Annotated in this window: 16 protein-coding genes; 10 read left to right on the top strand and 6 right to left on the bottom strand. The window is 57.1% G+C overall.

What is annotated here, in order from left to right:
- The first annotated feature begins 107 nt into the window (after positions 1-107).
- Together J4D97_RS07080 and J4D97_RS07075 are read left to right on the top strand one after the other, a co-directional pair.
- Positions 108-320: a hypothetical protein gene (locus J4D97_RS07080; protein WP_185284096.1), complete on the top strand. Its 213-nt coding sequence runs from the start codon at positions 108-110 to the stop codon at positions 318-320.
- A gap of 502 nt (positions 321-822) precedes the next feature.
- Positions 823-1,026, top strand: a complete 204-nt coding sequence (locus tag J4D97_RS07075) for a hypothetical protein (RefSeq protein ID WP_208306970.1) — start codon at positions 823-825, stop codon at positions 1,024-1,026.
- 13 nt (positions 1,027-1,039) lie between these two features.
- Here J4D97_RS07075 and J4D97_RS07070 read toward each other — a convergent pair whose 3' ends face one another.
- Positions 1,040-3,712 carry an MGH1-like glycoside hydrolase domain-containing protein gene (locus tag J4D97_RS07070; protein ID WP_208306969.1) on the bottom strand — a complete coding sequence of 891 codons (2,673 nt, stop codon included), beginning with the start codon at positions 3,710-3,712 and terminating at the stop codon, positions 1,040-1,042.
- Positions 3,713-4,263: 551 nt separating this feature from the next.
- Here J4D97_RS07070 and J4D97_RS07065 point away from each other — a divergent pair.
- Positions 4,264-5,175, top strand: a complete 912-nt coding sequence (locus J4D97_RS07065; protein ID WP_208306968.1) for an LEA type 2 family protein — start codon at positions 4,264-4,266, stop codon at positions 5,173-5,175.
- Between the two features lie 141 nt (positions 5,176-5,316).
- On the opposite strand, the gene J4D97_RS07060 is transcribed toward J4D97_RS07065, so the two are convergent.
- The 3 genes from J4D97_RS07060 to J4D97_RS07050 all read right to left on the bottom strand — a co-directional run bounded on the left by J4D97_RS07060 (position 5,317) and on the right by J4D97_RS07050 (position 9,147).
- Positions 5,317-7,533 (bottom strand): bifunctional alpha,alpha-trehalose-phosphate synthase (UDP-forming)/trehalose-phosphatase, encoded by a 2,217-nt coding sequence (locus tag J4D97_RS07060; protein ID WP_208306967.1) that lies wholly within the window; start codon positions 7,531-7,533, stop codon positions 5,317-5,319.
- A 36-nt stretch (positions 7,534-7,569) separates the two neighbouring features.
- Complete coding sequence (locus J4D97_RS07055) at positions 7,570-8,418, bottom strand: cyanophycinase (protein ID WP_208306966.1); 849 nt, start codon at positions 8,416-8,418, stop codon at positions 7,570-7,572.
- A 294-nt stretch (positions 8,419-8,712) separates the two neighbouring features.
- Positions 8,713-9,147: a hypothetical protein gene (locus J4D97_RS07050; RefSeq protein WP_208306965.1), complete on the bottom strand. Its 435-nt coding sequence runs from the start codon at positions 9,145-9,147 to the stop codon at positions 8,713-8,715.
- 335 nt (positions 9,148-9,482) lie between these two features.
- Between J4D97_RS07050 and J4D97_RS07045 the strand changes: the two genes are divergently transcribed.
- Both J4D97_RS07045 and J4D97_RS07040 read left to right on the top strand, forming a co-directional pair.
- On the top strand, positions 9,483-10,202 hold the full coding sequence (locus J4D97_RS07045) for a YetF domain-containing protein (RefSeq protein WP_208306964.1): 720 nt from the start codon (positions 9,483-9,485) through the stop codon (positions 10,200-10,202).
- 6 nt (positions 10,203-10,208) lie between these two features.
- A complete protein-coding gene (locus tag J4D97_RS07040; protein WP_208306963.1) occupies positions 10,209-10,901 on the top strand; it encodes a DUF421 domain-containing protein in 693 nt (230 codons plus the stop codon).
- A 268-nt stretch (positions 10,902-11,169) separates the two neighbouring features.
- On the opposite strand, the gene J4D97_RS07035 is transcribed toward J4D97_RS07040, so the two are convergent.
- Complete coding sequence (locus tag J4D97_RS07035; RefSeq protein WP_208306962.1) at positions 11,170-12,069, bottom strand: IS3 family transposase; 900 nt, start codon at positions 12,067-12,069, stop codon at positions 11,170-11,172.
- Positions 12,066-12,374: a transposase gene (locus J4D97_RS07030; protein ID WP_208306961.1), complete on the bottom strand. Its 309-nt coding sequence runs from the start codon at positions 12,372-12,374 to the stop codon at positions 12,066-12,068. The genes J4D97_RS07035 and J4D97_RS07030 overlap by 4 nt, the downstream gene beginning before the upstream one ends.
- Before the next feature lie 371 nt (positions 12,375-12,745).
- On the opposite strand from J4D97_RS07030, the gene J4D97_RS07025 reads away from it, so the two are divergent.
- From J4D97_RS07025 to J4D97_RS07005, 5 genes are all read left to right on the top strand, one after another.
- Positions 12,746-13,753: an SDR family oxidoreductase gene (locus tag J4D97_RS07025; RefSeq protein WP_208306960.1), complete on the top strand. Its 1,008-nt coding sequence runs from the start codon at positions 12,746-12,748 to the stop codon at positions 13,751-13,753.
- Between the two features lie 343 nt (positions 13,754-14,096).
- Positions 14,097-15,026 carry an alpha/beta fold hydrolase gene (locus J4D97_RS07020; protein WP_208306959.1) on the top strand — a complete coding sequence of 310 codons (930 nt, stop codon included), beginning with the start codon at positions 14,097-14,099 and terminating at the stop codon, positions 15,024-15,026.
- Between the two features lie 167 nt (positions 15,027-15,193).
- The gene (locus J4D97_RS07015; protein ID WP_347879328.1) at positions 15,194-16,267 is read left to right on the top strand and encodes a chemotaxis protein CheB; all 1,074 of its coding nucleotides are present in this window, start codon (positions 15,194-15,196) and stop codon (positions 16,265-16,267) included.
- Between the two features lie 83 nt (positions 16,268-16,350).
- The gene (locus tag J4D97_RS07010) at positions 16,351-20,886 is read left to right on the top strand and encodes a CheR family methyltransferase (protein ID WP_208306957.1); all 4,536 of its coding nucleotides are present in this window, start codon (positions 16,351-16,353) and stop codon (positions 20,884-20,886) included.
- A gap of 407 nt (positions 20,887-21,293) precedes the next feature.
- On the top strand, positions 21,294-21,947 hold the full coding sequence (locus J4D97_RS07005) for a response regulator (RefSeq protein WP_208306956.1): 654 nt from the start codon (positions 21,294-21,296) through the stop codon (positions 21,945-21,947).
- The last annotated feature ends 348 nt before the right edge of the window (positions 21,948-22,295 follow it).

Here is a 22,295-nt window from a genome sequence, read left to right as displayed (position 1 = left end):
CAAAGCGCTCTAAAAAAAAGCGTGCTATAATCAACTATGTTGAGCGAAAGTCGGTAGATACTCGTTGCCACACACGAACCTTTTCGTAACGCTCCTGTTGTCCTGATATGTCTGACTCCACTAAACGCGCCCGGGTACGCAAGCCCGTTGAATCGCCAAGCACACCTCTTTCTTCGGCAGAACACCTGGCAGCACTCCACGCCCGTGAAGCGGGTAAAACCGTCATGTATCAGGTAGACGCCTGGGGTCATGTGGAAACGCGCTTTGTTCGGTCGCAGAACGTTGAGGCGTGGCTTGCCAAAGGCTTCTTTGTTCGCTAGCCCCGCGCAACCATAGTGCATTCCTGAAGCTCCGTTGATAAACGGAGCTTTTTGTTTTTCCACCTGGTGCCTCAAGCCGCCAGAATGTGGCTACCGGGGGTAGGGCGCGCGTAGAACTAGAGAATTCCACCAAGGGATTGAAAACTGCTAATTCATCGTCCTTTTACAGTATCGAAGCCTTGGCTACGGCATTCGCTTAGTAACCACTAGTTGCAATAGCACTTGCTGGCGGTGCTCTTATCTTAGAGGAGCGACGTACGTACTACAATCAATTATTTCGGTTGGAGGAATGCGCGTACCGCCATTAGTTTCAGAGCAAAGATTGATTTGCGAAAAAATTGCATCCATCCTCTGCTAACAGCTTACGTAGAAAGTGTGTAGCAGCTAGTGAGGCCAACTGCAGCCTACCCTACCCGCCGAGCCCAAACGGCCACTACCCACGCACCGCTGTGCGTATCCAGAATGTATCGCAGACATTAACCTTCGAAAACTGTACGATTTTATGAGTGACTTAGCTAACCTACAGACTTTGCTTGGCCAAACCCTTCGCATACAGTACCAGCTCCAAGGCTCGGAGCAGGGTAACGCCACGCTCACCGTGCAGCCCGACGACCAAATAGTAGTAGGGCCCGCGGGCAGCCAACTCGTGTATTCGTTTCAGGATGGGCGCTTCGTGAGCCTGGAGATTCTGGTGGCCGCGGGATGATGCAGCGGGTGCTTTAGGGAACGGCACCGGCTTTGGCATCCTGCTCGGCAGAAATGCGCGTCAGACTCTGAGAAGTGAGCAAGCAGGCCAGCAACCCTGTCCAGCCGGTTTGGTGGCTGGCACCCAGGCCGCGGCCGTCGTCGCCATGGAAGTATTCGTAGAAAAGGGGGTAGTCGCGGAAGTGTGGGTCGTATTGCAGCCGCTCGTTGGCCCCAAAAGATGGCCGACGCCCTGTAGCATCCTGCAAAAACAGTTTGTTCAGGCGTTCTGTGAGGGCGTTGGCAATTTCTTGCAGGGTGCAGTGGTGGCCGGAGCCCGTTGGGTATTCCACCTGGAAAGCATCGCCGTAGTATGCGTAGAAGCGTTGCAGTGACTCAATAAGGAGATAATTAATCGGAAACCAGATGGGGCCGCGCCAGTTGGAGTTGCCGCCAAACATATCCGAATCCGACTCGCCGGGTAAATAGGCTACAGTGAAGTTGGCCTCGGCCGTGGGAAAGTAGTAGGGCTGCTCCTGGTGGTAACGCGACAACGCCCGAATGCCAAACTCCGACAGGAACTCCTGCTCGTCGAGCATGCGGGTGAGCAAACACCGGAGGCGGTGGCTGCGCAGCAACGACAGCCGATGCCGCGCGCCCTGGCCCGGCACCTGCCAGTGCGACACTAGCTCGGCCAGGTGCGGACGGTTGTGGAGCAGCCAGCGCAAACGCTGCGCAAATTCGGGTAGGGCGCTGAGCAACGTATCATCGAGTACTTCCACGGCAAACAGCGGAATCAGCCCTACAATGGAGCGCACTTTGAGCTTGGTACGCACGCCGTCGGGGGTGTGCAGCACATCGTAATAAAAGCTGTCTTCCTCGTCCCAGAGGTTGAACTGCCCGTCGCCCCCTTTGGTCATGGCTTCCACGATGTAGAGGAAATGCTCGAAAAACTTGCTGGCCATTTCCTGATACACGGGGTTGGTGAGGGCCAGCTCCAGGGCAATGCGCATCAGATTCAGTGCGTACATCGCCATCCAGCTGGTGCCGTCGCTCTGCTCGATGTGGCCGCCAGTGGGTAGGGGCGCCGAGCGGTCGAACACGCCAATGTTATCCAGTCCCAAAAAGCCGCCCTCGAAGATGTTGCGGCCGTTGCGGTCTTTCCGGTTCACCCACCACGAGAAATTCAGGTTGAGCTTATGAAACATAGCCTCCAGAAAGACGGTGTCGCCGTGGCCGTTCCGCTGCAACTGATCCATCTGGTACACGCGCCAGGTAGCCCAGGCGTGCACGGGTGGGTTGGCATCGGAGAGGTTCCACTCGTAGGCGGGCAGCTGGCCGTTGGGGTGCATGTACCAGTCGCGGGTGAGCAGGCGCAGCTGTTGCTTGGCAAACTCGGCATCGACCATGGCCAGCGGGATGCAATGGAAAGCCAAATCCCAGGCCGCGTACCAGGGGTACTCCCACTTGTCGGGCATGGAGATGATGTCGGCGTTGTAGAGGTGGCGCCAGTTATTATTGCGGCCCGTGCGCCGCTCGCTCGGGGGCGCCACAAACTTGGGGTCACCGTCGAGCCACTGGTTCAGGTCGTAGTAGTAGAATTGCTTGCTCCAGAGCATGCCGGCAAAGGCCTGTCGCTGCACGTTGCGGGCATCGGAGTCGGCCATGCCCTGTTGTAGGGTGGCGTAGAACGCATCGGCCTCCTGCCGGCGCTGGGCGACTACCTGATCGAAATCAGCAAACGGAGCTGGTAGGAGCGTTTTACGCAGGCGTACCCGCACGGTCTGCGCCTGGCCAGCGGCTACAGTCAGCTGGTAGTGGGCCGCTACTTTGGTGCCGTATTGCGCCGTGTTGATGGCCTCCTGCCTACCCTCTACAATGTAATCGTTGATGCCGTCCTTGTAGAATTTTCCTTCCTCGGGCCTGTTGTAGAGACGGACGCCATTGGTGTCGTTATCGCAAAAAAGCAGCGCCGGGGTCTGGTCACAGTAGAGCTGATACTCCCCTAGCTCCGGGTGCGTTAGGTGCACGGTACCCGGCCCTGTACTGCGTAGCTGCGGGCGGGGACGGTAGTGCTCAAAGGCCCAGGTGTTGCGAAACCACGCCTGAGGCAACACGTGCAAATTAGCCGTTTCGGGGCCTCGGTTATGCACCGTTAGTTGCAGCAGCAGGTCTTCTGGCCCCGCCTTGGCGTATTCAATGAACACATCGAAGTAGCGACTTTCGTCGAAGATGCCCGTGTCGAGCAGTTCATATTCGGGCTCCTGCCGCGTGCGTTGCGCGTTGTGCGCACGCAACTGTGCATACGGAAACGCCTGCTGTGGATACTTATACAGCATCCGCATGTAGGAGTGGGTAGGAGTGCTGTCGAGGTAATAGTACAGCTCCTTCACATCCTCGCCGTGGTTGCCCTCGCCGTTGGTGAGGCCAAACAGGCGCTCCTTCAGCATCTCATCCTGACCGTTCCAGAGGCCCACGCCCAGGCACAGTAGCTGCCGCGCGTCGCTAACGCCGCCAATGCCTTCCTCGCCCCAACGGTAGGCGTAGCGGCGGGCCATATCGTGAGTGATGTAGTTCCAGGCATTGCCGTCAGACGAGTAGTCTTCGCGCACAGTGCCCCATTGTCGCTCCGTTAGGTAGGGCCCAAATTTCTTCCAGGCGGCTGTTTCGGCGTGATCTTCCGCTAATCGTAGGTGTTCTGGGCTCATAGAATAAGAAGGCGCAACGGGTGCGCGTAGTCAGCATACCAACTTGGCACCCGACAGGCAGTACCGAATTCACGACTTTGACCAGTGATAGTTCACTGGCCAGGCAGTCGCATCAATACAAGAAAGAAGGAAAGTAGTACGCCGTAGCACGTGTCAGACCTCAGGTGAAGAGAGGTATAGCAGGCATGAATATACAGCGGGCGCCCTGGTCATACGCGGGCTCTAAAAGCTGAGTTTTCGGCGAGCTGAGCCGTATAAGTACTTTTTCTACCCTCGTCGAGGCTGGCCGACGCCGCGCTACGGGCGGGAAGGGCTACGGCATGCTGCGTTGCACGGCCGGCAACCCATGAGGCTGGGGCCAACGAGAAAAACACCTAGTGTAAAATCCCTATTTAGCCAGATCGAATTACGTATTTTCTGGATGGTGGCCTACAAAGGCCAGGGCGTATAAACAGTAGGTGCAAGGCCCGGCAACTACAAGAGGCCTTCTCCATCGCTCGCCATCGATTGATCGGGCCTACTGTCGCGTTTCCGTATCCCTTTCTTTTCCTATGGCCACCTCTTCTGCTGCCCGTCGTCACCCGGTGCTCACCGGCCTCCTTGTGCTGGTTGGGGTGCTGTTGGTAGGCGGCGTTGTTGCCTACTTCGCCACTGATAAAGGCAAGGACTTGCTGCCTACCCTAGAGCAGCCGACGCTCAACATCAGCAACGTCACCCGCGAAAAAATCAAGGGCCAAATGGTGGTGCAGCTGCATAACCATGCGCCCCTCACGCTTCGCATCGACAGCTTGCGCTACGTGACCCGCGTAGATGGGAAGCAACTGGCGCAGGGCCACAAAAGCCAACCGCTTGTGGTCCAAAAAAATGCCACCAACCGCCTGGAGCTTCCGCTGGAGTTGAATTTGTCTGAACTAACCCGCAAAGCCAAAGAAGCGCAGCGCGACTGCGTAACGGTGCACATGCACACCGTGCTCTACGCCGATTTGCCTGGCGTGGGTCCTCAGCAGATTCCGGTAGATGTGCGCAAGCGCGTATACATTCCTAAACTGCCTAGGATTGAGGTAGCCGATGTAGACGTGACCAAGCTAGGCCTAAAAAACGGCGAAGCAGTGGTAAACCTGCGCGTGACGAATTACGAATCCCTCCCATTTACAGTCAAGCAGGTAAATTATCGTTTCCAGATAGAAGACGAACTCGACGTGAAGGGCCAGGAAACCAAGAGCGTTACGTTTCGCAAAAAGGGCATCGAGCTACTGCCCATTCACGTTCGGTTCGACACCAAGTCGATGCCGAAGGTGCTGTTCAAGTCTCTATTCAAGGCCAAGAAAACCAACTACAAACTCACGGGCACCGCCACTGTGGCGGCCGGCGAGGCCAGCGCCCGCGACGCTACCATGCGCTTCAACAGCACCGGCACCGTGAAGGACCTGAAGGAGCTGGCCAAAGCCAATAAGGAAAAGTGAAAGCCGAACGGCACCTGCATGAAGTCGGTCTAACATAATGCCGCCGCCCGCAGCAGAGCTGCTGGGGCGCCTTCCTCACCTGGCACAGCCGAGCGAGTGCAGAAAGGGCAGAAGTTCTACCCGAATACAAAAAGCACAGCACTAGACCTTGACAGCCGTTTGCATGTCTACTACCTCTGGTTGCAGCAGGCTACCTAGCAGCTGGCGCACGGTAGCCACGTTGGCCACGGCGTAGCGGGCCAGCGAGCGAGGCGTGGGGCCTACCTTCAGGGTATACGCTTCCGGGGGTAGGGCCGCAAAGGTATCCTCGTCGGTGCGGTCGTCGCCCAGGGCCAGCACAAAAGGCGGGGGTTTGGGTCCGAGCCACTGAGCAGCGGCCGTGCCTTTGTGGATGCCAGCGTTCTTGATTTCAAGTACCTTCTTGCCTTCCAGTACGTGCAAATCGGTGTTAGACGTCATAAAAGCGAGGTGGTTTAGCAGGTCGCGGGCACGCAGGGCGCCCAGGCCAGCATCGGCGCGGCGGTAGTGCCACACCAAGGAGTAGTCTTTTTCTTCGATGAAGGCGCCCGGCGTACGGCCCACATACTGCTCCAGAATAGGCCGAATATCGCGCTTCCACTCGGCGCGCAGACCTTCCTGAAACAAGTGCCACCTGCTGCCAGCTCGGCGCAGCCACACGCCGTGCTCGGCAATAAAATCGATGGGCAAGTGCCCCAGCCAGTCGTCCAGCGTCGCCCGGTCGCGCCCGCTGATAACGACTACCTGATTACGCGCATCGGCTGCCAGGTTGCCCAGCAGCTCCAGTAGTTCTTGGTCGGGGCGGGCCTGCTGCGGATTGTGTTGGAAGCGCACCAGCGTACCATCGTAGTCCAGCAGCAACAGGCGCCGTTCGGCCACTTGGTAGTCGTGGCGCAGCTGGCGTTGGGCATGGGCATCGAGCACATCGGTGGCTAGGGTGTGCTGTTTGATTTTGCTATAGGTCAGTCGGTCCATAAATAGCCGCGTCCAAGCAAATACATCGTACTGCCGCACTAGCTGCTGCATGGCCGCCATGCGGGTCTGTTGCTCCTCGTCGGGGAGGTGCAGGGCTTCGCGCAGGGCTTCCACCACTTGGTTGGTGTTGGTCGGGTTGATGAGCAACGCCTCGGCCAGCTCCTGCGCCGCCCCGGCCCGCTCGCTCAGAACAAGCACCCCGCGCTGATCGGCTTTGCTGGCAATGAACTCCTTGGCAACCAGGTTCATGCCGTCGCGCACAGGTGTCACCAGGGCCACATCGGCCAAACGGTATAAGGCCGATAGCTCCCCAAAGGGAAACGAGCGGTAGAAGTAGTGAATCGGGTTCCAGCTGATGGTGCGGTACTGCGCATTGATGCGCCCCACCAACTCGTCGATTTCTTCCTTGAGGGCAGCGTATTGCGGCACTTGGTCGCGGGAGGGCACCACCACCATCAGCAAATTCACCCGCTCACGCCACTCGGGGTAGCGCACCAGCAGCGCCTCGAAGGCGTGCAGGCGCTGCGCAATGCCCTTGGAGTAGTCGAGCCGGTCGATGGACAGCACCACTTTCGCGTTGCCCAGTGCCTGCCGGTACGCCTGCTCGTGCTGCTGCGCGGCCTCCGAAACGGCCGCGTCGGCGTAGCGTTGGTAGTCAATGCCCATCGGAAAGGCATCGACCAGCACCGGACGGTCGGGCATTTCCACCTGCCCATTGTGGTTGGGCAGCCCCAGCAGGTGCGACACCGCGCTCAGGAAGTGGTGCATGTAGTCGAAGGTGTGGAAACCGATGAGGTCGGCGCCCAACATGCCGCGCACTAGCTCGGTGCCCCAGGGTAGGGCCCGCAGCAGCTCGTAGGAGGGAAACGGAATGTGCAGGAAGAAGCCAATAGTAGCCTCCGGTCGCTCGCGGCGCAGCATTTCGGGTAGGAGCAGTAGCTGGTAGTCGTGCACCCAGATGGTGTCGTCGGGGCCGGCCAGCGCCAGTACGGCCTGACAGAATTTCTCGTTCACGGCCACGTAGGCGTCCCAGTGCGCTTGCTCGTAGGTGGCATACTGCGGGAAGTAGTGAAAGGTAGGCCAGAGCGTGGAGTTGCTGAAACCCTCGTAGAAATCCCGGATTTCGGCTTCGGTCAGAAACACCGGGGCCATGCTGTCGGCGCTCAGCTGCTCACGTACGTGGTCCTGCTCGGCGGGGTCGTCTACGGAGAGCCCGGGCCAGCCTACCCACACGTTGCCCTTGGCCCGGTAGATGGAGCCCAGGCCCGTGGCCAGCCCGCCTTCGCTGGGCTGAAACGTGAGGCCTGTGGCCGCGCGCTGTACTTTGGTGGGTAGGCGGTTGGAAATAATAATAGTTCTAGACATCGGTCGAAAGCGATAGGCAGGGTAGGAGAGAAGACCTTATTCTGCCTCGTTGAAATCCGGCAGCGTGAAGCGCTGGCCCTTGGAAAGCAAGTGCAGGCGCAGGTCGCGGATGGAGAAGACCTCGCCGGGCGCAATGTCAGGGATGGTGTTACCGGTGCAGTGGTGCCCATCGAGCACCACCACCACCATGCCATTGCCGATAACCTCCACCTCGCGGCCTTTGCTTATCAGCACCGCCGTATCTTCTTCCAGCCCCAGCCCAATGCAGCCGGGATTGGTAGCAATAATCTGGGCCATACGCACCATGCGGCCACGGGCAATAAAATGGGTATCGATGGCCACATCGCGCAGTAGTTGCAAACCCGTGGTGACATGAATTTCGTCCTTGACAAACCCGGCATCGTTGCGTCCCTGGTAAATCATGGGCGTGCTCATGGCCGTGGCCCCGGCGCTGGTGCCGGCAATGAGAAGAGGCTCGTGGAGGTAGCGCTCGGTGAGGCAGTGCAGCAGCTTGGTGCCACCAAGCAGGGCCGTGAGGCGCAATTGGTCGCCGCCGGTGAACAGCACGCCGTCGGCCCGATTGATAATCTCCAGCGACTCGGGGCTGTTGGCCTGCTCGCGGCTCTGGATGTCGAGCACTTCCACTTGCTCAATTCCCAGCGAGGAAAACACCTCCACGTAGTCCTGGGCAGCGGCGGCAGCGTCCTCGGCCGCCGTGGGGATAACCACGATGGTGCGGGAGCCGTGCAGCTCATCCACAAAGCGCTGCAAAATAAAATCGGCCGAAGCATCGTGGTCCGGTGCCTGCTCATCGGCCTTGTGGCGCTGTTCGTGGCCGCCAATAGCCAGTAGGCGGCCCTTTGGTCGTGGGGTATGGGTAGACATGAATGGAAAGCAAGGAAAAGGTAGGCAGCAAACACGCTCCTACCCGCTGTAGCGGGTAGGAGCGTGCACACTAATCAGTTGGGGACGACAACAGCGGCGTGGTAGCCAGCCACATCCCAGCCCTTCGATACGGGGTGCCGTAAGGACGGACTCAGCTTGTTGTACGGTGCGAAAAGCCAGCAGGAGACGTCAAAAACACGGATTTGGAACAGGGAAAACGCGTATTTTCTTCAACGAATACCAGTGCTTTCGGTCGGTGGGCCTACCCCAGAAGGAAGCACGCCACCCGCAGACTCAGTTTACCTGCATGCCTGCGTGCCCCACGGGCGTAAGCTGCCATAGCTGCCCGCCGCCGGTAGGCAAACAGTGCAGGCGGTAGTAGCCACGGAGCTGCTGCCCGCCAAAGGTGAGGTGGAGCATGCCGCGTGCCAGCTGGGTGCGCAGACTAGTGCTCTTGCCAGTGGTAGCCAATACCACTTGGACTGAACCTGTTTCCAGACATCGTAAAGAAGGAGTAGAATCCTCAGTAGCTAACCGCCAGAGTAAGACAGGGTGTTTGGCTACCTGCTGTAGTGGTTGAGACACCACCCAGTTGGCCACCACGCCCGTGCCGTCCTCCAGTACCAGCTCAGGGTAGGTAGGAATACTTGGCGAGCAGCGAATAGCAAAGCGGAGAGCCGGGTGGGGTGGTACTACCACTACATCGGCAAACATGAGTTCGGGATTCATAGCGAGGGTAGGACGGGATAGTAGCATGCTCTGTATAACGGCGCCTACCCAGATACAGCGGTACAGAAAATACGGATTCTTCCAAGGTTCATTCTCTGGTATACTCCGAATTTGTACCTAGTGCGCACAGCGGAAATTGTCTTAAAATATTGGTAAAAAGAGGATTGCTTAGTAAGTGTTTTCTGCGAAATACTCCTTTAGGCAAACGCTTGACTATAACTATTAGACGCGCCAAGCAGTAAAGCGTTGGTGGTTAAAGTATAGTTATTGGGGACTGCACTAGTACCTGAGCCAGTACGCTGATGCAGCGGCGGTAGCGCCCTTGCCGGCTGGCGATGGAAGAGCAGAGCCTCACGCAGAATATGAAGAAAGAGGAGATACAGATAACGGATTGGCAACGAATTCTGCTGGGACAGGCCCCATTTGAGTTTCTGTTGGAAGTGGTCGTGCGCACGCTTATCATCTACGTGGTGCTGGTGCTGGCCATGCGCGTGCTGGGTAAGCGCATGAACGCGCAGCTCTCCGTGGCCGAGCTGTCGGTGATGATTATGCTGGGCGGCATCGTGTCGGTGCCCATGCAGGTGCCTAACCGGGGCCTGCTGCACGGTATACTGGTGCTATCGTGCATGGTGGGCATGTACCGGGGCATCAACTGGCTGGCCTACCGGTTTCGGCGCGTCGAGCAGCTGACCCAGGGCAACCTGCACATCATCGTAGCCGATGGGGTGCTGAACCTGCAAGCCATGCACCGTGTCCGGCTCTCGCGGCAGCAGTTGTTTTCTTACCTGCGCGCCGCCCATATGCAGCAGCTTGGGCAGGTGAAGCGGGTGTACCTGGAGGCCAATGGCAAGTTCAGCATCTACCCGCAGGAACCTCCCCGCCCTGGGCTGTCGCTCCTACCCGAGAAAGACCCGGCCATTCGGGAGGCCGAACCCGCAGACCACACCGTGAAGGTGTGCCAGCAGTGCGGCCACCCCGAGGCAGCCGACCACAAACCATGGCAGTGCCCCCACTGTGGGCATCAGCACTGGGCAAATGGTGTATGTAAGCTCTGATCTACTATGAAGCCAGAAGACATTCACCTCACCGATTGGCTCCGCATCCTGGTGGGCGAAGTGCCAATCAGCTTCTACCTTGAGGCCGTTCTGCGTGTGGTATTCATCTACCTGCTCCTGTTGGCCTGTATGCGCTTGATGGGTACCCGCATGGGCTCGGTGCTCACCCGCAACGAGATGGTGGCCATGGTGTCGTTGGCGGCTGCCAATGGCGTTGCCCTCATGGCGCCCGACCGGGGACTGGTGCCGGTGGTAGTAGTGGCGGCCATCATCGTAGGCTACCAACGTCTGATTGCGTGGTGGGCGCTCCGCAGCAAGAAGTTTGAGAGTGTCGTGCTAGACGATGTGCGGATTCTGGTACAGGATGGCCGTTTGCAACTAAACGGGCTACAGGCTAGCGTGTTGTCACGGGAGCAAATGCTGGCCAAGCTGCGGCAGGGAAGTGTTCGTAACCTGGGTATGGTGCAGCGGGCCTACCAGGAGGCCAGCGGAGATTTCTCTGTTCTAATGTTCACGGAGCCGCAGCCCGGCCTGTCCATTCTGCCAACAGAAGACACGGCTTTCCGGGACGAGCAGCGGAAAGCCGAGGGCCAGTTTGCCTGCGGCAGCTGCGGCCACCTGGAGTCCGATGCACAGGTGCCTACCCACCAGTGCACACGCTGCGGCGAGCAGGAGTGGCAGCCCGCCGTGCTGGGGTAGGAGGCGACCAGGCACGGCGGGCTCTAGATTCCCCTTAGTTCCGCCGTTTAAGGTGCTGGCACGAGGGGTGGTAGCAAATAGAAAAACGGGAGCAGTAGTGTGTACTACTACAGCGGTTTTTGCAGACTGTGTACCCGCTGGCGTGACCCCACCCCCAGCCCCTCCCCTCCGGGAGAGGGGTGCGTTCTAATGGAGCTATTCGCTAACAGCTATTGTACTCGTCAGGAAGTGAGTTGCGAATCGAGGATATGATATTGAGGTGGTCCGATTACACTGGACAGTTTAGGGGGTTAGGTTGAAGAAGCTGTTGGTGAGCATGATACGGTGTCTGGTAGGCGATACTGGAGTGCAGGCGCTGGTGATTATAATAGTCAAAATAATCAGCGACACTGCGCTGGGCATCCAAGAAGTCGGCAAAAACGGGCCGCTCTCGGACTTCGAGCACCTCCGTTTTGAGGCGCGACCACAGACTTTCAGCTTGGGCATTATCGTAGCAGTCGCCGCGCCGGCTCTGCGAGCGCAGGACGTGATGGTCGCGCAGCAGTTTACGGTAGGCATTACCGCAATACTGCCCACCCCGGTCCGAGTGCACGCGCAAGCCGGGTGTGGGTGGCTGCGCCCAAAAAGCCCGCTGCAAGGCGGTGGTCATCAGTTCCTCGGGCATCGTGGCTCCGACTTGCCAGCCCACTACTTGCTTGCTGGCCATATCCTGAAAAGCATACAGGTAGGCCCAGTCACCATTGGCTAGCGACAGATAGGTAATGTCACTGACCCAGACCCGGTTAGCCTGGCTTGGCTTGGGCTGGTCGAGCAGTCGGTTGGGGGCGCAGCGCAGCCCGTGCGTGGAGTCGGTCGTGCGCGGCGTGTAGGCCTTGGGTTGCAGCGCATGTAGGCCCCGGCGGCGCATGGCCGCCCGTAGGCGCTGTCGCCCCACCTGATGGCCTTTTTGGCGCAAGGCGACCTGCAGCCGATGGGTACCGTAGCGGCGTTTATGCATGCCAAACACCTTGACCAGTGCCATTTCCCAAACGGGCACACCCTGTTCTACCGTTTGTTGTTGCGCGTGTTGCCAGGCGTAGTAGCCGCTGACCACCACGCCCAATATGTGGCACAGTAGGCGCACCGGGTAGTGCTCGCGGTGCACCTGGATAAAGCGGTAGCGGCTCATGGGTCCGGGGTCTTGGAAAAGATGGCAATGGCTTTTTTTAAAATGTCCAGTTCCTGCGCCTGTCGGCGGGCTAAGGCCCGCAACTGGCGCAATTCAGCCGCCGTGACCGGGTCCAGCTCGGCCCCGCGGGCTGCTGCAACCGGCGTGAGGGCCTCTTTCTGCCATTTATAAAGCAGCTTGGGACTGATGTTCAGCGCGCGAGCGGCGGCCTGCGTCGAGCGGCTTTCACTGGCTAGGCGCAGGGCCTGGGCGCGGAAGGCCGCATCGTAGCGGCGGCGTTTGACGGGTTGAGGGCTGTCTTTCATGACGTTCGAAAGAGTAGACCCTATTCTGTCCACATTTACCCGACCACCTCATTCTGGCCCCTCACGAAGGAGCAAGGGCCGCGCACGTTCGCTCAGCCGGCCGACCAGAAACCCGATTCCCTCGCCCCAGCTTGGGGTGGCGTGCCTGCTCGCAGTTAGAGCTTCTCGAGCCGTTGATGCCACACATGCTATTGGGCTGTTAGCAGAGAGGCTGAAAAGAAATATGGCGGGTCCCATAAGGGCATACCCCCCGCCTAGGGCGGGTTTTTCCCTACTAGCAGGCCCTACCCTCTACGGGTGCTAAGCTGCACGTTAGCAACGGCAAGGTCCATTCTGCGTGTAAGGAGGGTATCCACCTCCATCCTAGTGTTATGAAAAAAGATGCCCAGCTGAGCCGCCGGCAAGTGATTAGTGGCCTGAGCGCCAGCCTCGCCGTGGCCGCGGCGGGCTCCGTGCTCGGCGCCGAAGCCGCTACTCGTCCTGGGGACGCCATGGCTGCTCCCTTGTCAGACCCGACCACTGCCTACCCGAAGCCACCCTATAAAAGCCAAAAGCAGCCCTGGCCGGGCCTGACCAGTCAGATGGACCCTGTGCCCGACCACGGTGAGAAAAGCTATAAAGGGTCGGGCCGTCTGAAAGGCCGCAAAGCCTTGATTACGGGCGGCGACTCAGGCATGGGCCGTGCCGCCGCCATCGCCTACGCCCGCGAAGGCGCCGACGTAGCCATCAACTACTTGCCCGCTGAGGAAGCCGACGCCAAAGAAGTAATTGCGCTCATCAAAGCCGCCGGCCAGAAAGGCGTGGCCCTGCCCGGTGACTTGCGCGACGAAGCATTCTGCCAAAAGCTAGTAGCTGACGCCGTCCGCCAGCTCGGCGGCCTTGACATCCTGGTTAGCAACGCGGCTCGGCAGCAGACGCACGAGTCCATTCTGGACCTGACCACGGAGCAGTTCGACTGGACGATGAAGACCAATATCTACGCGCCGTTCTGGCTGATTAAGGCGGCGCTACCCCACCTCAAGCCTGGTTCGGCCATCATCGGCACCTCTTCTGTGCAGGCCACCGAGCCCTCGGCCAACCTCTACGACTACGCCCAGACCAAGGCGGCGACCACCAGCTTTGTCCGCTCGTTGGCCAAGCAGCTCGGGCCAAAGGGTATCCGCGTCAATGGTGTGGCCCCCGGCCCCATCTGGACGCCTCTGCAAGTGAGCGGCGGGGCTACCCAGGAAAGCCTGGTGAAATTTGGCGGCGACACGCCCCTGGGTCGCGCCGGCCAACCGGCCGAGCTGGCGGGAATCTATGTGCTGCTGGCCGACCCACTGGCTAGCTACGCCAACGGCCAGATCTATGGCTCGGCCGGCGGCGACGGGTTGCCGTAGCAACCATTAACGCAACGCTTGCTTGTTCGCTAGCGGCGGGGCGTAAGACCGACCTAGAGAACGTGCTTAGCAGAGGCTCCAGCATTTGTTGGGGCCTTTTCTTTTGTAAGATTCTCTCCGGACCGTCAGAATCGGTTAATCACGAACCTGGCAACGTAGACAGCCCGGCACGATTCGCTCCGCTCAAGCGTCATCTCTGATCCGATCAGGTCGGCTAGGCTACGCAGCATACGGGTGGAATTTCTTTGGCAATCGGGTTCTTGGTTCGGAGGGACTGGTTCCGGTGGGAACACACTTCGTCCCCATTTCCGGTTTTACGTAGCAGTAGTTCTTTTCCTCTCTCATGCACACCGAAGCTTCTCTTGCCGGCTTACAGTACACCCTATATACGCCGGATACCCAACCCGTAACGGCCACGCTGCTGCTGCTGCATGGCATGGCGGAACACCACCAGCGCTATGCCGCCTTTGCCCAGTACCTCACCACGCACGGGGTGGCCGTGCTGGCCTATGACCAGCTCGGGCATGGCCGGACTGCTCCAACCAACGCAGAACGGGGCTTCTTTCAACTCGACCACCCCGTCGAGCGCCTCATCCAAGACGCGGCGCACATGGCCACTACACTGGCCCGCTTGTTTCCCGCCGTGCCGCACTTCGTACTGGGCCATTCCATGGGCTCCTTCGTCGTCCGCTGTCTGCTCCAACAGGCGGGCAGTTGTTTCCAGGGAGCCATCCTGATGGGAACCGCGGCTGCGGTGCCGGGAGCTAGCCTGGCGCGCGCGCTCCTAAGCGTGTTGAACCAGTTCGTTCCCCGGCACCGCACAAAGCTGCTCAATGCTTTTTTTGGGTGGGTAAACAACCGCGCATTTAAAGAACCAGCACCCAATGATTCGCTCAAGTGGCTGAGTGCCAACCAGCAGAATCAGGTAGCGTATCTACAAGACCCCTTGTGTGGCATACCGTTCACCAACAATGGCTTTTACACCTTGCTCAGCTTGATGAAGCAAGCCACGGAAGGACCGTGGACAAGCGGCATTCCCGCTGCGCTGCCCGTGTTACTCGTGAGTGGCGAAGACGACCCGGTCGGCCAGTTTGGTCAGGGCATTCGCCGCGTGGCGCAGCAGTTAAGGCAAGCTAGCTTTGCGCAGGTGCAGCAGGTACTCTACCCGGGCCTGCGGCACGAGATTCTGCAAGAAGCGAGCAAGCAACAGGTGTACGACGATGTAGCCACCTGGCTTAGTGCCCGGGTGGTGCAAGTACCTCCTAAGCATTGAGGGGGAGCGCACTAACAATTGGTGTCACCCTCGTCCATAATGTGGCCAAGCGCAGAAGCTGCCTGGCTGCATCTCCAGTAGAGCATTCCCGACGAACAGTCACGTCAGATTGTTTTTCTACTTTCAACGGAATTCTACAACAGCCTCCATACTTCCTGTAGCGTCTGATGACACGGCAGTGTGCTTATATAATTGTAATGTCGGGAAAAAGAAATATCATTGTTATTGGTGCCTCCGCAGGAGGTTTTGAGGCCATTAAACAACTTGTTGCCGCCTTACCGGCCGATCTGGATGCCGCTATTTTTGTCGTATGGCATATGTCTGCGGATGTAACGGGCATGTTGCCGCAGGTACTGAATCGGCAAAACACGCTATTGGCCACCAACGCTATTGATAACGAACCAATTAGTTGCAACCGTATTTATGTGGCTCCACCCGACAAGCACCTGCTGCTGGAGAAGGGCATCGTACGGATCAGCAGAGGGCCGAAGGAAAACCGGTTTCGTCCCGCCGTTGACCCTTTATTTCGGTCAGCTGCCGAGAGCTATGGCGACCGGGTCATCGGCATTATCTTATCCGGCGCCTTAGATGATGGCACTGCCGGCTTATGGACGATAAAAAGCCGAGGCGGCATCGCCATCGTGCAGGAGCCGGCTGAAGCAGCCTTCCCCTCCATGCCCGAAAGTGCCCTGGCCGCCGTAGAGGTAGATTACCGGGTGCCGATTGCCAAAATGGCTACGCTGCTGGTAAGGCTAACGGCTGAGACGGTAACCGAGGCTAGCGAAATTACGATGGAAGAGCAACGAAAAACGGCTATCGAGACGCGCATCGCCGCGCAAAACCCAGCTCTTCAGCAGGGCATCCTCACGTTGGGAACGCCAACCCCATATGCTTGCCCCGACTGCCACGGGGTGTTGGTGGCCATTACCGATGGCGACATTATTCGCTACCGGTGCCATACCGGGCACGCGCATTCGGCCGACAGCCTGCTCGCTACCATTACCGAACAGATTGAAGACACGTTGTGGAGTGCCATTCGGGGTGTAGAGGAAAGTATTCTGCTGCTCAACAACCTGGGTGACCATTATGCCGACAAAAATCAGCCTAAGTTGGCGGCTATGTACTTTAAAAAGGCACAGGAAGCCGAATGCCGAGCCGTAATAGTTCGCCAGACTGTTTTCAGTCATGAGCAGCTAAGCACAGCCAGCATTAGTACGCAGGCTGAAGAGGACGAGGGGTAGCGCACTCCTGAGCAGCATAATTCTTTCAAACCTGTTTCATAGGTTGAAACCCCATTGGGGTTTGACGTAAATAAAAAAGCATAATGGAATCTACTGGTTTGATGGCCGAAAAGCCACATGGCTTTCTTATTGTGGGTCTAGGGGCCTCGGCCGGTGGCATTCATGCGCTACGAGAGTTCTTCCAGCGCGTGCCCGCAGATTCTGATATTGCATACGTCGTTATTCTGCACCTATCACCCGACCACGACAGCCAGTTGGCGCAAGTGCTGCAAACGGCAGCCCACATTCCCGTGATGCGGGTAACGGAAAAGGTGCAAATAGAACCTAATCAGGTCTACGTGGTGTCCCCCAATCAGCATTTGCTGATGGAAGAAGACTTTCTGGTGCCTACCCTCAACTTGCACATAGAAGAGAGGCGGGCGCCCGTCGATATCTTTTTTCGCACTTTGGCTGATGCCCACCGGTCCCGGGCCGTGTGTGTAGTGCTATCCGGCACGGGCGCTAACGGCTCGATGGGGTTGAAGCGAGTGAAAGAAATGGGCGGTATTGCGTATGCGCAGAATCCACGGGAAGCGGAATTCAATGAAATGCCCCGCAACGCCATAGCAACCGATCTGGTGGATGAGGTACTACCGGTGGCAGAAATTCCCGGCCGAATACTAGCCTACCGCAATAGCCTGGGCACGGTGGAGATTCCGGTGGAAGCCGAAAACCGGGCGGAGCAGCAACAGCAGGCACTGCGCGAAATATTTACGCACCTACGCGTGCGCACCGGACATGACTTCTCCAACTACAAGCAAGCCACACTGCTGCGCCGCATTGAACGCCGCATCAACGTGCGTAGCCTAACCGATCTGCCGAGCTACGCTACCTTTTTGAACCAAAACCCGGAGGAAAGTCAGGCACTACTCAAAGACCTGCTGATTTCAGTGACTAATTTCTTCCGAGATAGGAAGCCTTTCCAGGCCTTGGAGCACGACGTGTTGCCGGCTCTTTTTCATAATAAGAAATCGGATAGTGCCATACGCATCTGGGTGGCGGGCTGCGCTACCGGGGAAGAGGCCTACTCCCTGGCGATGCTGGTGGCCGAAAGAACTGCGGGAGTACTGGATGCACCCCATGTACAGATATTCGCTACCGATATCGACGAAGCCGCCATTATGGCCGCCCGCGAGGGGCTCTACACACTCAATGATGCCGCCGATGTGTCGCCTGAGCGGCTGTTACGTTTCTTCACCAAAGAAGGCGACAGCTACCGCGTTCAGCGGGAACTGCGCGAAATGGTGCTGTTTGCCAATCACAACTTCTTAAAAGACCCGCCTTTTTCGCGTCTCGACCTGATAACCTGTCGCAATGTGTTGATCTACCTCAACACTACGGCGCAAGAGCGAGTTATGGAAACGTTTCATTTCGCGCTACGCCCGGGCGGCTTCTTATTTTTGGGCTCTTCTGAATCCGTGGATGGGGCCAGCGACTTGTACGCCACCGTTAGCCGGGAGGACCATCTCTACCGGGCTCGGGAAGTAACCCTACCCCATTACCCGGTGCCCGAATCGGTACCTAGCTTACAGCCTAAACAACCAGTCTCACTGACGCTGCACGAGGCAGAAAGCCGGCAACTAAATCGCTTGTCATTGGGGGAGCTGCACCAGAAGCTACTGGAGCAATATGCGCCGCCCTCGCTGGTCGTAAACGAGGAGTACGACATCTTGCACATGTCGGAGAAGGTAGGCGGCTTTCTGGAGTTCTCGGGCGGCGAGCCCACCAAGAACCTGCTCAAGCTCATTCGGCCCGAGCTGCGCTTGGAACTGCGCTCGGCCCTCCACCAGGCCGTGCAACTGCAAACCGCTATTGAAGCGCGCAATATCCTATGGAATAAAAATGGGGAACGCCAGTCTCTGACCATCCGGGTCAAGCCAGTTACCAAAGAAGGCGACACGACGAAGGGCTTTATCCTGATCTTGTTTGAGTCCAACGAACAAGATCAGGAGGAGGAAAAAGTAGTGCTGACGTCGGATGCGCCCCTCGCCCGGCAATTGGAGGAAGAGCTACTCCAGGTGAAGGCCCAACTGCGCTATTCGGCCGAGCAATACGAGTACCAGGCCGAGGAGCTAAAGGCGTCGAATGAGGAATTCCAGGCCGTGAATGAAGAGTTGCGCTCAGCGGCCGAAGAGTTGGAAACCAGCAAGGAAGAGCTACAATCCATAAACGAAGAACTACGCACGGTCAACCAGGAGTTGAAAGTCAAGATTGAGGAAATCAGCGTGACCAGCAATAACCTGCAAAACCTGATCAACTCGGCCGGAGTAGCCACCATTTTCCTTGACCGCGCTTTCTGCATTCGGCTCTATACCCCGGCGGCCCAGCAGCTGTTCAACCTGATACCGTCGGATTATGGTCGCCCTATTGCCCACATCACCCATCGGCTGCAATACGACGACCTGCTGCTCGATGCTGAAACCGTGCTAAAAAAGCTCACGCTATTGGAGCGGGAAGTGGAAACCACCGACCAGCGGACCTTTCTGATGCGAGTCCTACCTTACCGCACGACTGAAGACCGGATTCAGGGCGTGGTCATCACGCTGTTCGACATCACCGATCGTAAGCGAGCCGAAGAAACCCTGCAAGCCAGCGAGCAGCGGTTGCAACGCATGGTGAACGTGCCCAGCGTAGGTATGCTGACGTTTGACTATACCAATACGGTGCTTCAGGCCAACGATGCCTTCTTGAAGATAATAGGGTACACCCGCTCGGAGTTTGAGGCCCGCACTTTCACCTGGCTCGACTTCACTCCGGCAGAGCATATAGAAGCCAGCCAGCAAGTAATGGAGCAACTGCGGCAGACAGGCCGCGGCGGCCCGTATGAGAAAGAGTATTTTCACAAAGACGGCTCCCGTATCTGGCTAATGTTTGCCGCCGCCGACCTCGGCGACGGCACCATTGCCGAATATGCCATCGACATGAGTGCCCGCAAGCAAGCCGAAGAAGGAGTGGCCACTGACCTGGCCGGCATGCAGCGGCTGCACGAGTTGCACGCCAAGCTGGCCACCGAAACCAACCTGCAAGCGGCCCTGGAAGAGCTGGTGGCTCTCGCCTGCGACTTCACCCACACTGACCGTGGCTGCGTGCAGTTGGTCAGCGAGGATGGCCAGCGGCTGGAAATGTATGCCTACCAAGGCTACACCGAAACCAACCCTTTTATTCAGCACTTCCTACGTACCAACTCCGAAGCCGCCTGTGATGTGGTGCGCCGTGACCGTACCCGCCTGCTCATCGAAGATGTCGAAACCTTTGCCCCTTTGCTGGGTACGCAAGACCGCGAAATTACTTTAGCAGAAGGAATTCGGGCTACGCAGTCTACTCCCCTTATCACACGTAGCAATGGCGTGATAGGTGTATTGAGCAACCAATTTCGCCAGCCCCACCGCCCGACCGAGCACCAGTTGCAACTACTTGATTTGCTCGCCTGGACCGCGGCCGATTTCATAGAGCGTCACCGAGCTATCCAAGCGCTGGAACAAGTATCCATTGGCCTGGAACAACAGGTACAGGACCGCACTGCGCAGCTAAACCAAAGCACGGAAATTCTGCAACGCAACCTCACCATCTTGCAGCAGGCGGAGGAAGTGGCACAGATGGGCAGCTGGGAGTACGATATTGTCAGCGGCAACACAACCTGGAGTACCGGGATGTATCGGCTATTTGGCTTACCTAACGACCAACCAATAGGTCCGGAAATCTACCTAGACTATGTTATAGAAGCAGATAAGCTCCTTGCGCAGAAGCTGGTAAAACAGTTTCGTGAACGCCACGAACCGTTGGACGAAACGCTACGCCTGCAAGTAGACAACCAGGTTCATACCTTCCGGATTAAATCGGTGGTGCTACGCAATGAGCAAGGAGAACCACTGAAAATGCTTGGCCTCGATTTAGATGTTTCCGAAGTGAAACGCTTGGAAGAGGAAAATTTGCAGATGCGACTAGACCAGCAGAAAGCGTTGTTGCTGGGTATTTTGGATGCGCAAGAAGAAGAGCGCCGACGTATATCTGAGTCGTTACACAATGGAGTGGGTCAACTGCTGTTCGCCACGAAACTTAACTTCAATCGAATAGCTGCTCTGGTACCTCGAGATGTATTTAAGGATGCAAATCAGTTACTGGATGAAGCTATTCAGGAAATCAGGAAGGTCTCACACGAGTTGGTGCCCGCTATGTTGAGTGATTTCGGTTTAGCTAAATCCTTGCAGGACTTATGTCAGCAGTATAGCCGAACGGCTCTCCGAGTAAAATGCGAAGTGACAGGGCTGGAAAACCGGCTGGAGACCTATTTGGAAGTTGCAGTTTACCGCATCTGCCAGGAATTGTTGACGAACGTGATGAAACACGCAGCGGCAACCAAGGCTGATATATTACTGGTACAGGAGGATAGTGCGATAACCTTGAAAGTGCGTGACAACGGTAAAGGCATCAGCCCACAACCTAGCAAATCAGTAGGCATTGGACTTCGCACGATTAAGGATCGAGTAAAACTATTGAACGGTACCTTTTTCCTACATATTCCTATTACTGGTGTAGGAACCCAAGTAACCATTCAGATTCCCGTAACAAGCATGAAGTAGAGCACAGGACTTGCGCTGGTGGATACATGCTTATTTCAGCTAGCGCATATCTGTTTCACCTAACATGCGGTAGAACAGCCTAGTCACGCTCGCAAAGTGAGCGAACGAGACTATCTAGCTTATGGCTCACTTGTACTGTTTTCACTACCCCATTAGCTTGCTCCAAAGCGTATGGGCCTCCTTTGTGACGCTAGTTTGGCTGCGCTGCTAGCAAGCGCACAGATCAGGCTAAGTAGGGCGGCTGCCCAAGGAAGATGGTTGCGATTTTACTTATGTTGTTACTCCTAGGGGGTAGATTTACGTATACCCTATGATATCGTCCACTTGCTAGGCAGCATTGATACAGTTGGTCTGCTTTGCGCTATGGCAAATAATTCGCCTGTGGATACATCCTTTGTGCTCTTATTATGATTCGCCTTTTTCTTGTTGACGACCATGCGGTGGTACGCCGCGGCCTACGGGCAATGCTAACGGCGGAGCACAACATCGTAGAGGTGGTAGGTGAAGCCGCCAACGGGCAAGAATTGCTCACGCAGTTGCCTGATGTACCGACTGATGTCGTGTTGATGGATTTGAATATGCCTGTCTTGGATGGGCTCGCTACCACCGTTGAATTGCAAAAGCAGTATCCCCACCTGCGCATCCTGATACTTTCCATGATGACGCACGAACGTACGGTTGGCCAATTATTAGCAGCTGGTGCACACGGCTACGTGCTTAAAAACGCGGATCAGGCTGAAATCGTGACAGCAATTCAGGCGGTAGCGGCTGGCAAGCGCTTTCTATGCTCAGAGATTAGTTTAGCTATCCTCGACAAAGTGCTGAACAATGCGGATGAAAGCGTAGCAACCACAGGAAAAGACGCTTCTTACTTGACATCTCGTGAACGCGAAATTCTTCAGTTAGTGGCCGATGGACTGACTAATCAGCAGATTGCAGACACGATTTTTACGAGTAGGCGTACCGTTGAAACCCACCGCCAAAGCTTGCTCGAAAAAACCGGCGTCAAGAATACGCCGGCGCTAGTTAAGTATGCGATGGAGCAAGGATGGCTTCAGTAGTAGATCATGCGCCACTTGACCACCTTTCTCGGGTCGATGCTGTAGTGCGTGGCTAGGCTTGGTAGGCTTTTCTGACAGTGTTGGATAGTGCGCGCTTAGGCGGACACTGCCGTAGAGCACTGGTCCCATAAGTGCACGCGAAAGTGCAGCCCGGAAACTACCCCATCACGCTCTGGGGCTATACCCAATTAAGTCCCCGTATTTATACGGGGACTTAATTGGGTATTCATCCTTGATGAATCGGGTATGTATGCGGAGAAAAGCTGGGGCAGAAAAGCAGTTCCTTTGTGTAAGTGCTTGAAAGCCTTGATTCCACAAAGCAGCGTTACTGCTGTCTCTTATACACAT

The sequence above is a fragment of the Hymenobacter defluvii genome (genome assembly GCF_017589435.1).
Classification (GTDB): Bacteria; Bacteroidota; Bacteroidia; order Cytophagales; family Hymenobacteraceae; genus Hymenobacter; species Hymenobacter profundi.
This window is presented reverse-complemented; position numbering and strand designations above follow the sequence as displayed.

Coding starts and splice junctions, on each gene's coding strand:
- J4D97_RS07080 (WP_185284096.1), top strand. CDS start 108: ATGTCTGACTCCACTAAACGCGCCCGGGTACGCAAGCCCGTTGAATCG.
- J4D97_RS07075 (WP_208306970.1), top strand. CDS start 823: ATGAGTGACTTAGCTAACCTACAGACTTTGCTTGGCCAAACCCTTCGC.
- J4D97_RS07070 (WP_208306969.1), bottom strand. CDS start 3,712: ATGAGCCCAGAACACCTACGATTAGCGGAAGATCACGCCGAAACAGCC.
- J4D97_RS07065 (WP_208306968.1), top strand. CDS start 4,264: ATGGCCACCTCTTCTGCTGCCCGTCGTCACCCGGTGCTCACCGGCCTC.
- J4D97_RS07060 (WP_208306967.1), bottom strand. CDS start 7,533: ATGTCTAGAACTATTATTATTTCCAACCGCCTACCCACCAAAGTACAG.
- J4D97_RS07055 (WP_208306966.1), bottom strand. CDS start 8,418: ATGTCTACCCATACCCCACGACCAAAGGGCCGCCTACTGGCTATTGGC.
- J4D97_RS07050 (WP_208306965.1), bottom strand. CDS start 9,147: ATGAATCCCGAACTCATGTTTGCCGATGTAGTGGTAGTACCACCCCAC.
- J4D97_RS07045 (WP_208306964.1), top strand. CDS start 9,483: ATGGAAGAGCAGAGCCTCACGCAGAATATGAAGAAAGAGGAGATACAG.
- J4D97_RS07040 (WP_208306963.1), top strand. CDS start 10,209: ATGAAGCCAGAAGACATTCACCTCACCGATTGGCTCCGCATCCTGGTG.
- J4D97_RS07035 (WP_208306962.1), bottom strand. CDS start 12,069: ATGAGCCGCTACCGCTTTATCCAGGTGCACCGCGAGCACTACCCGGTG.
- J4D97_RS07030 (WP_208306961.1), bottom strand. CDS start 12,374: ATGAAAGACAGCCCTCAACCCGTCAAACGCCGCCGCTACGATGCGGCC.
- J4D97_RS07025 (WP_208306960.1), top strand. CDS start 12,746: ATGAAAAAAGATGCCCAGCTGAGCCGCCGGCAAGTGATTAGTGGCCTG.
- J4D97_RS07020 (WP_208306959.1), top strand. CDS start 14,097: ATGCACACCGAAGCTTCTCTTGCCGGCTTACAGTACACCCTATATACG.
- J4D97_RS07015 (WP_347879328.1), top strand. CDS start 15,194: ATGACACGGCAGTGTGCTTATATAATTGTAATGTCGGGAAAAAGAAAT.
- J4D97_RS07010 (WP_208306957.1), top strand. CDS start 16,351: ATGGAATCTACTGGTTTGATGGCCGAAAAGCCACATGGCTTTCTTATT.
- J4D97_RS07005 (WP_208306956.1), top strand. CDS start 21,294: ATGATTCGCCTTTTTCTTGTTGACGACCATGCGGTGGTACGCCGCGGC.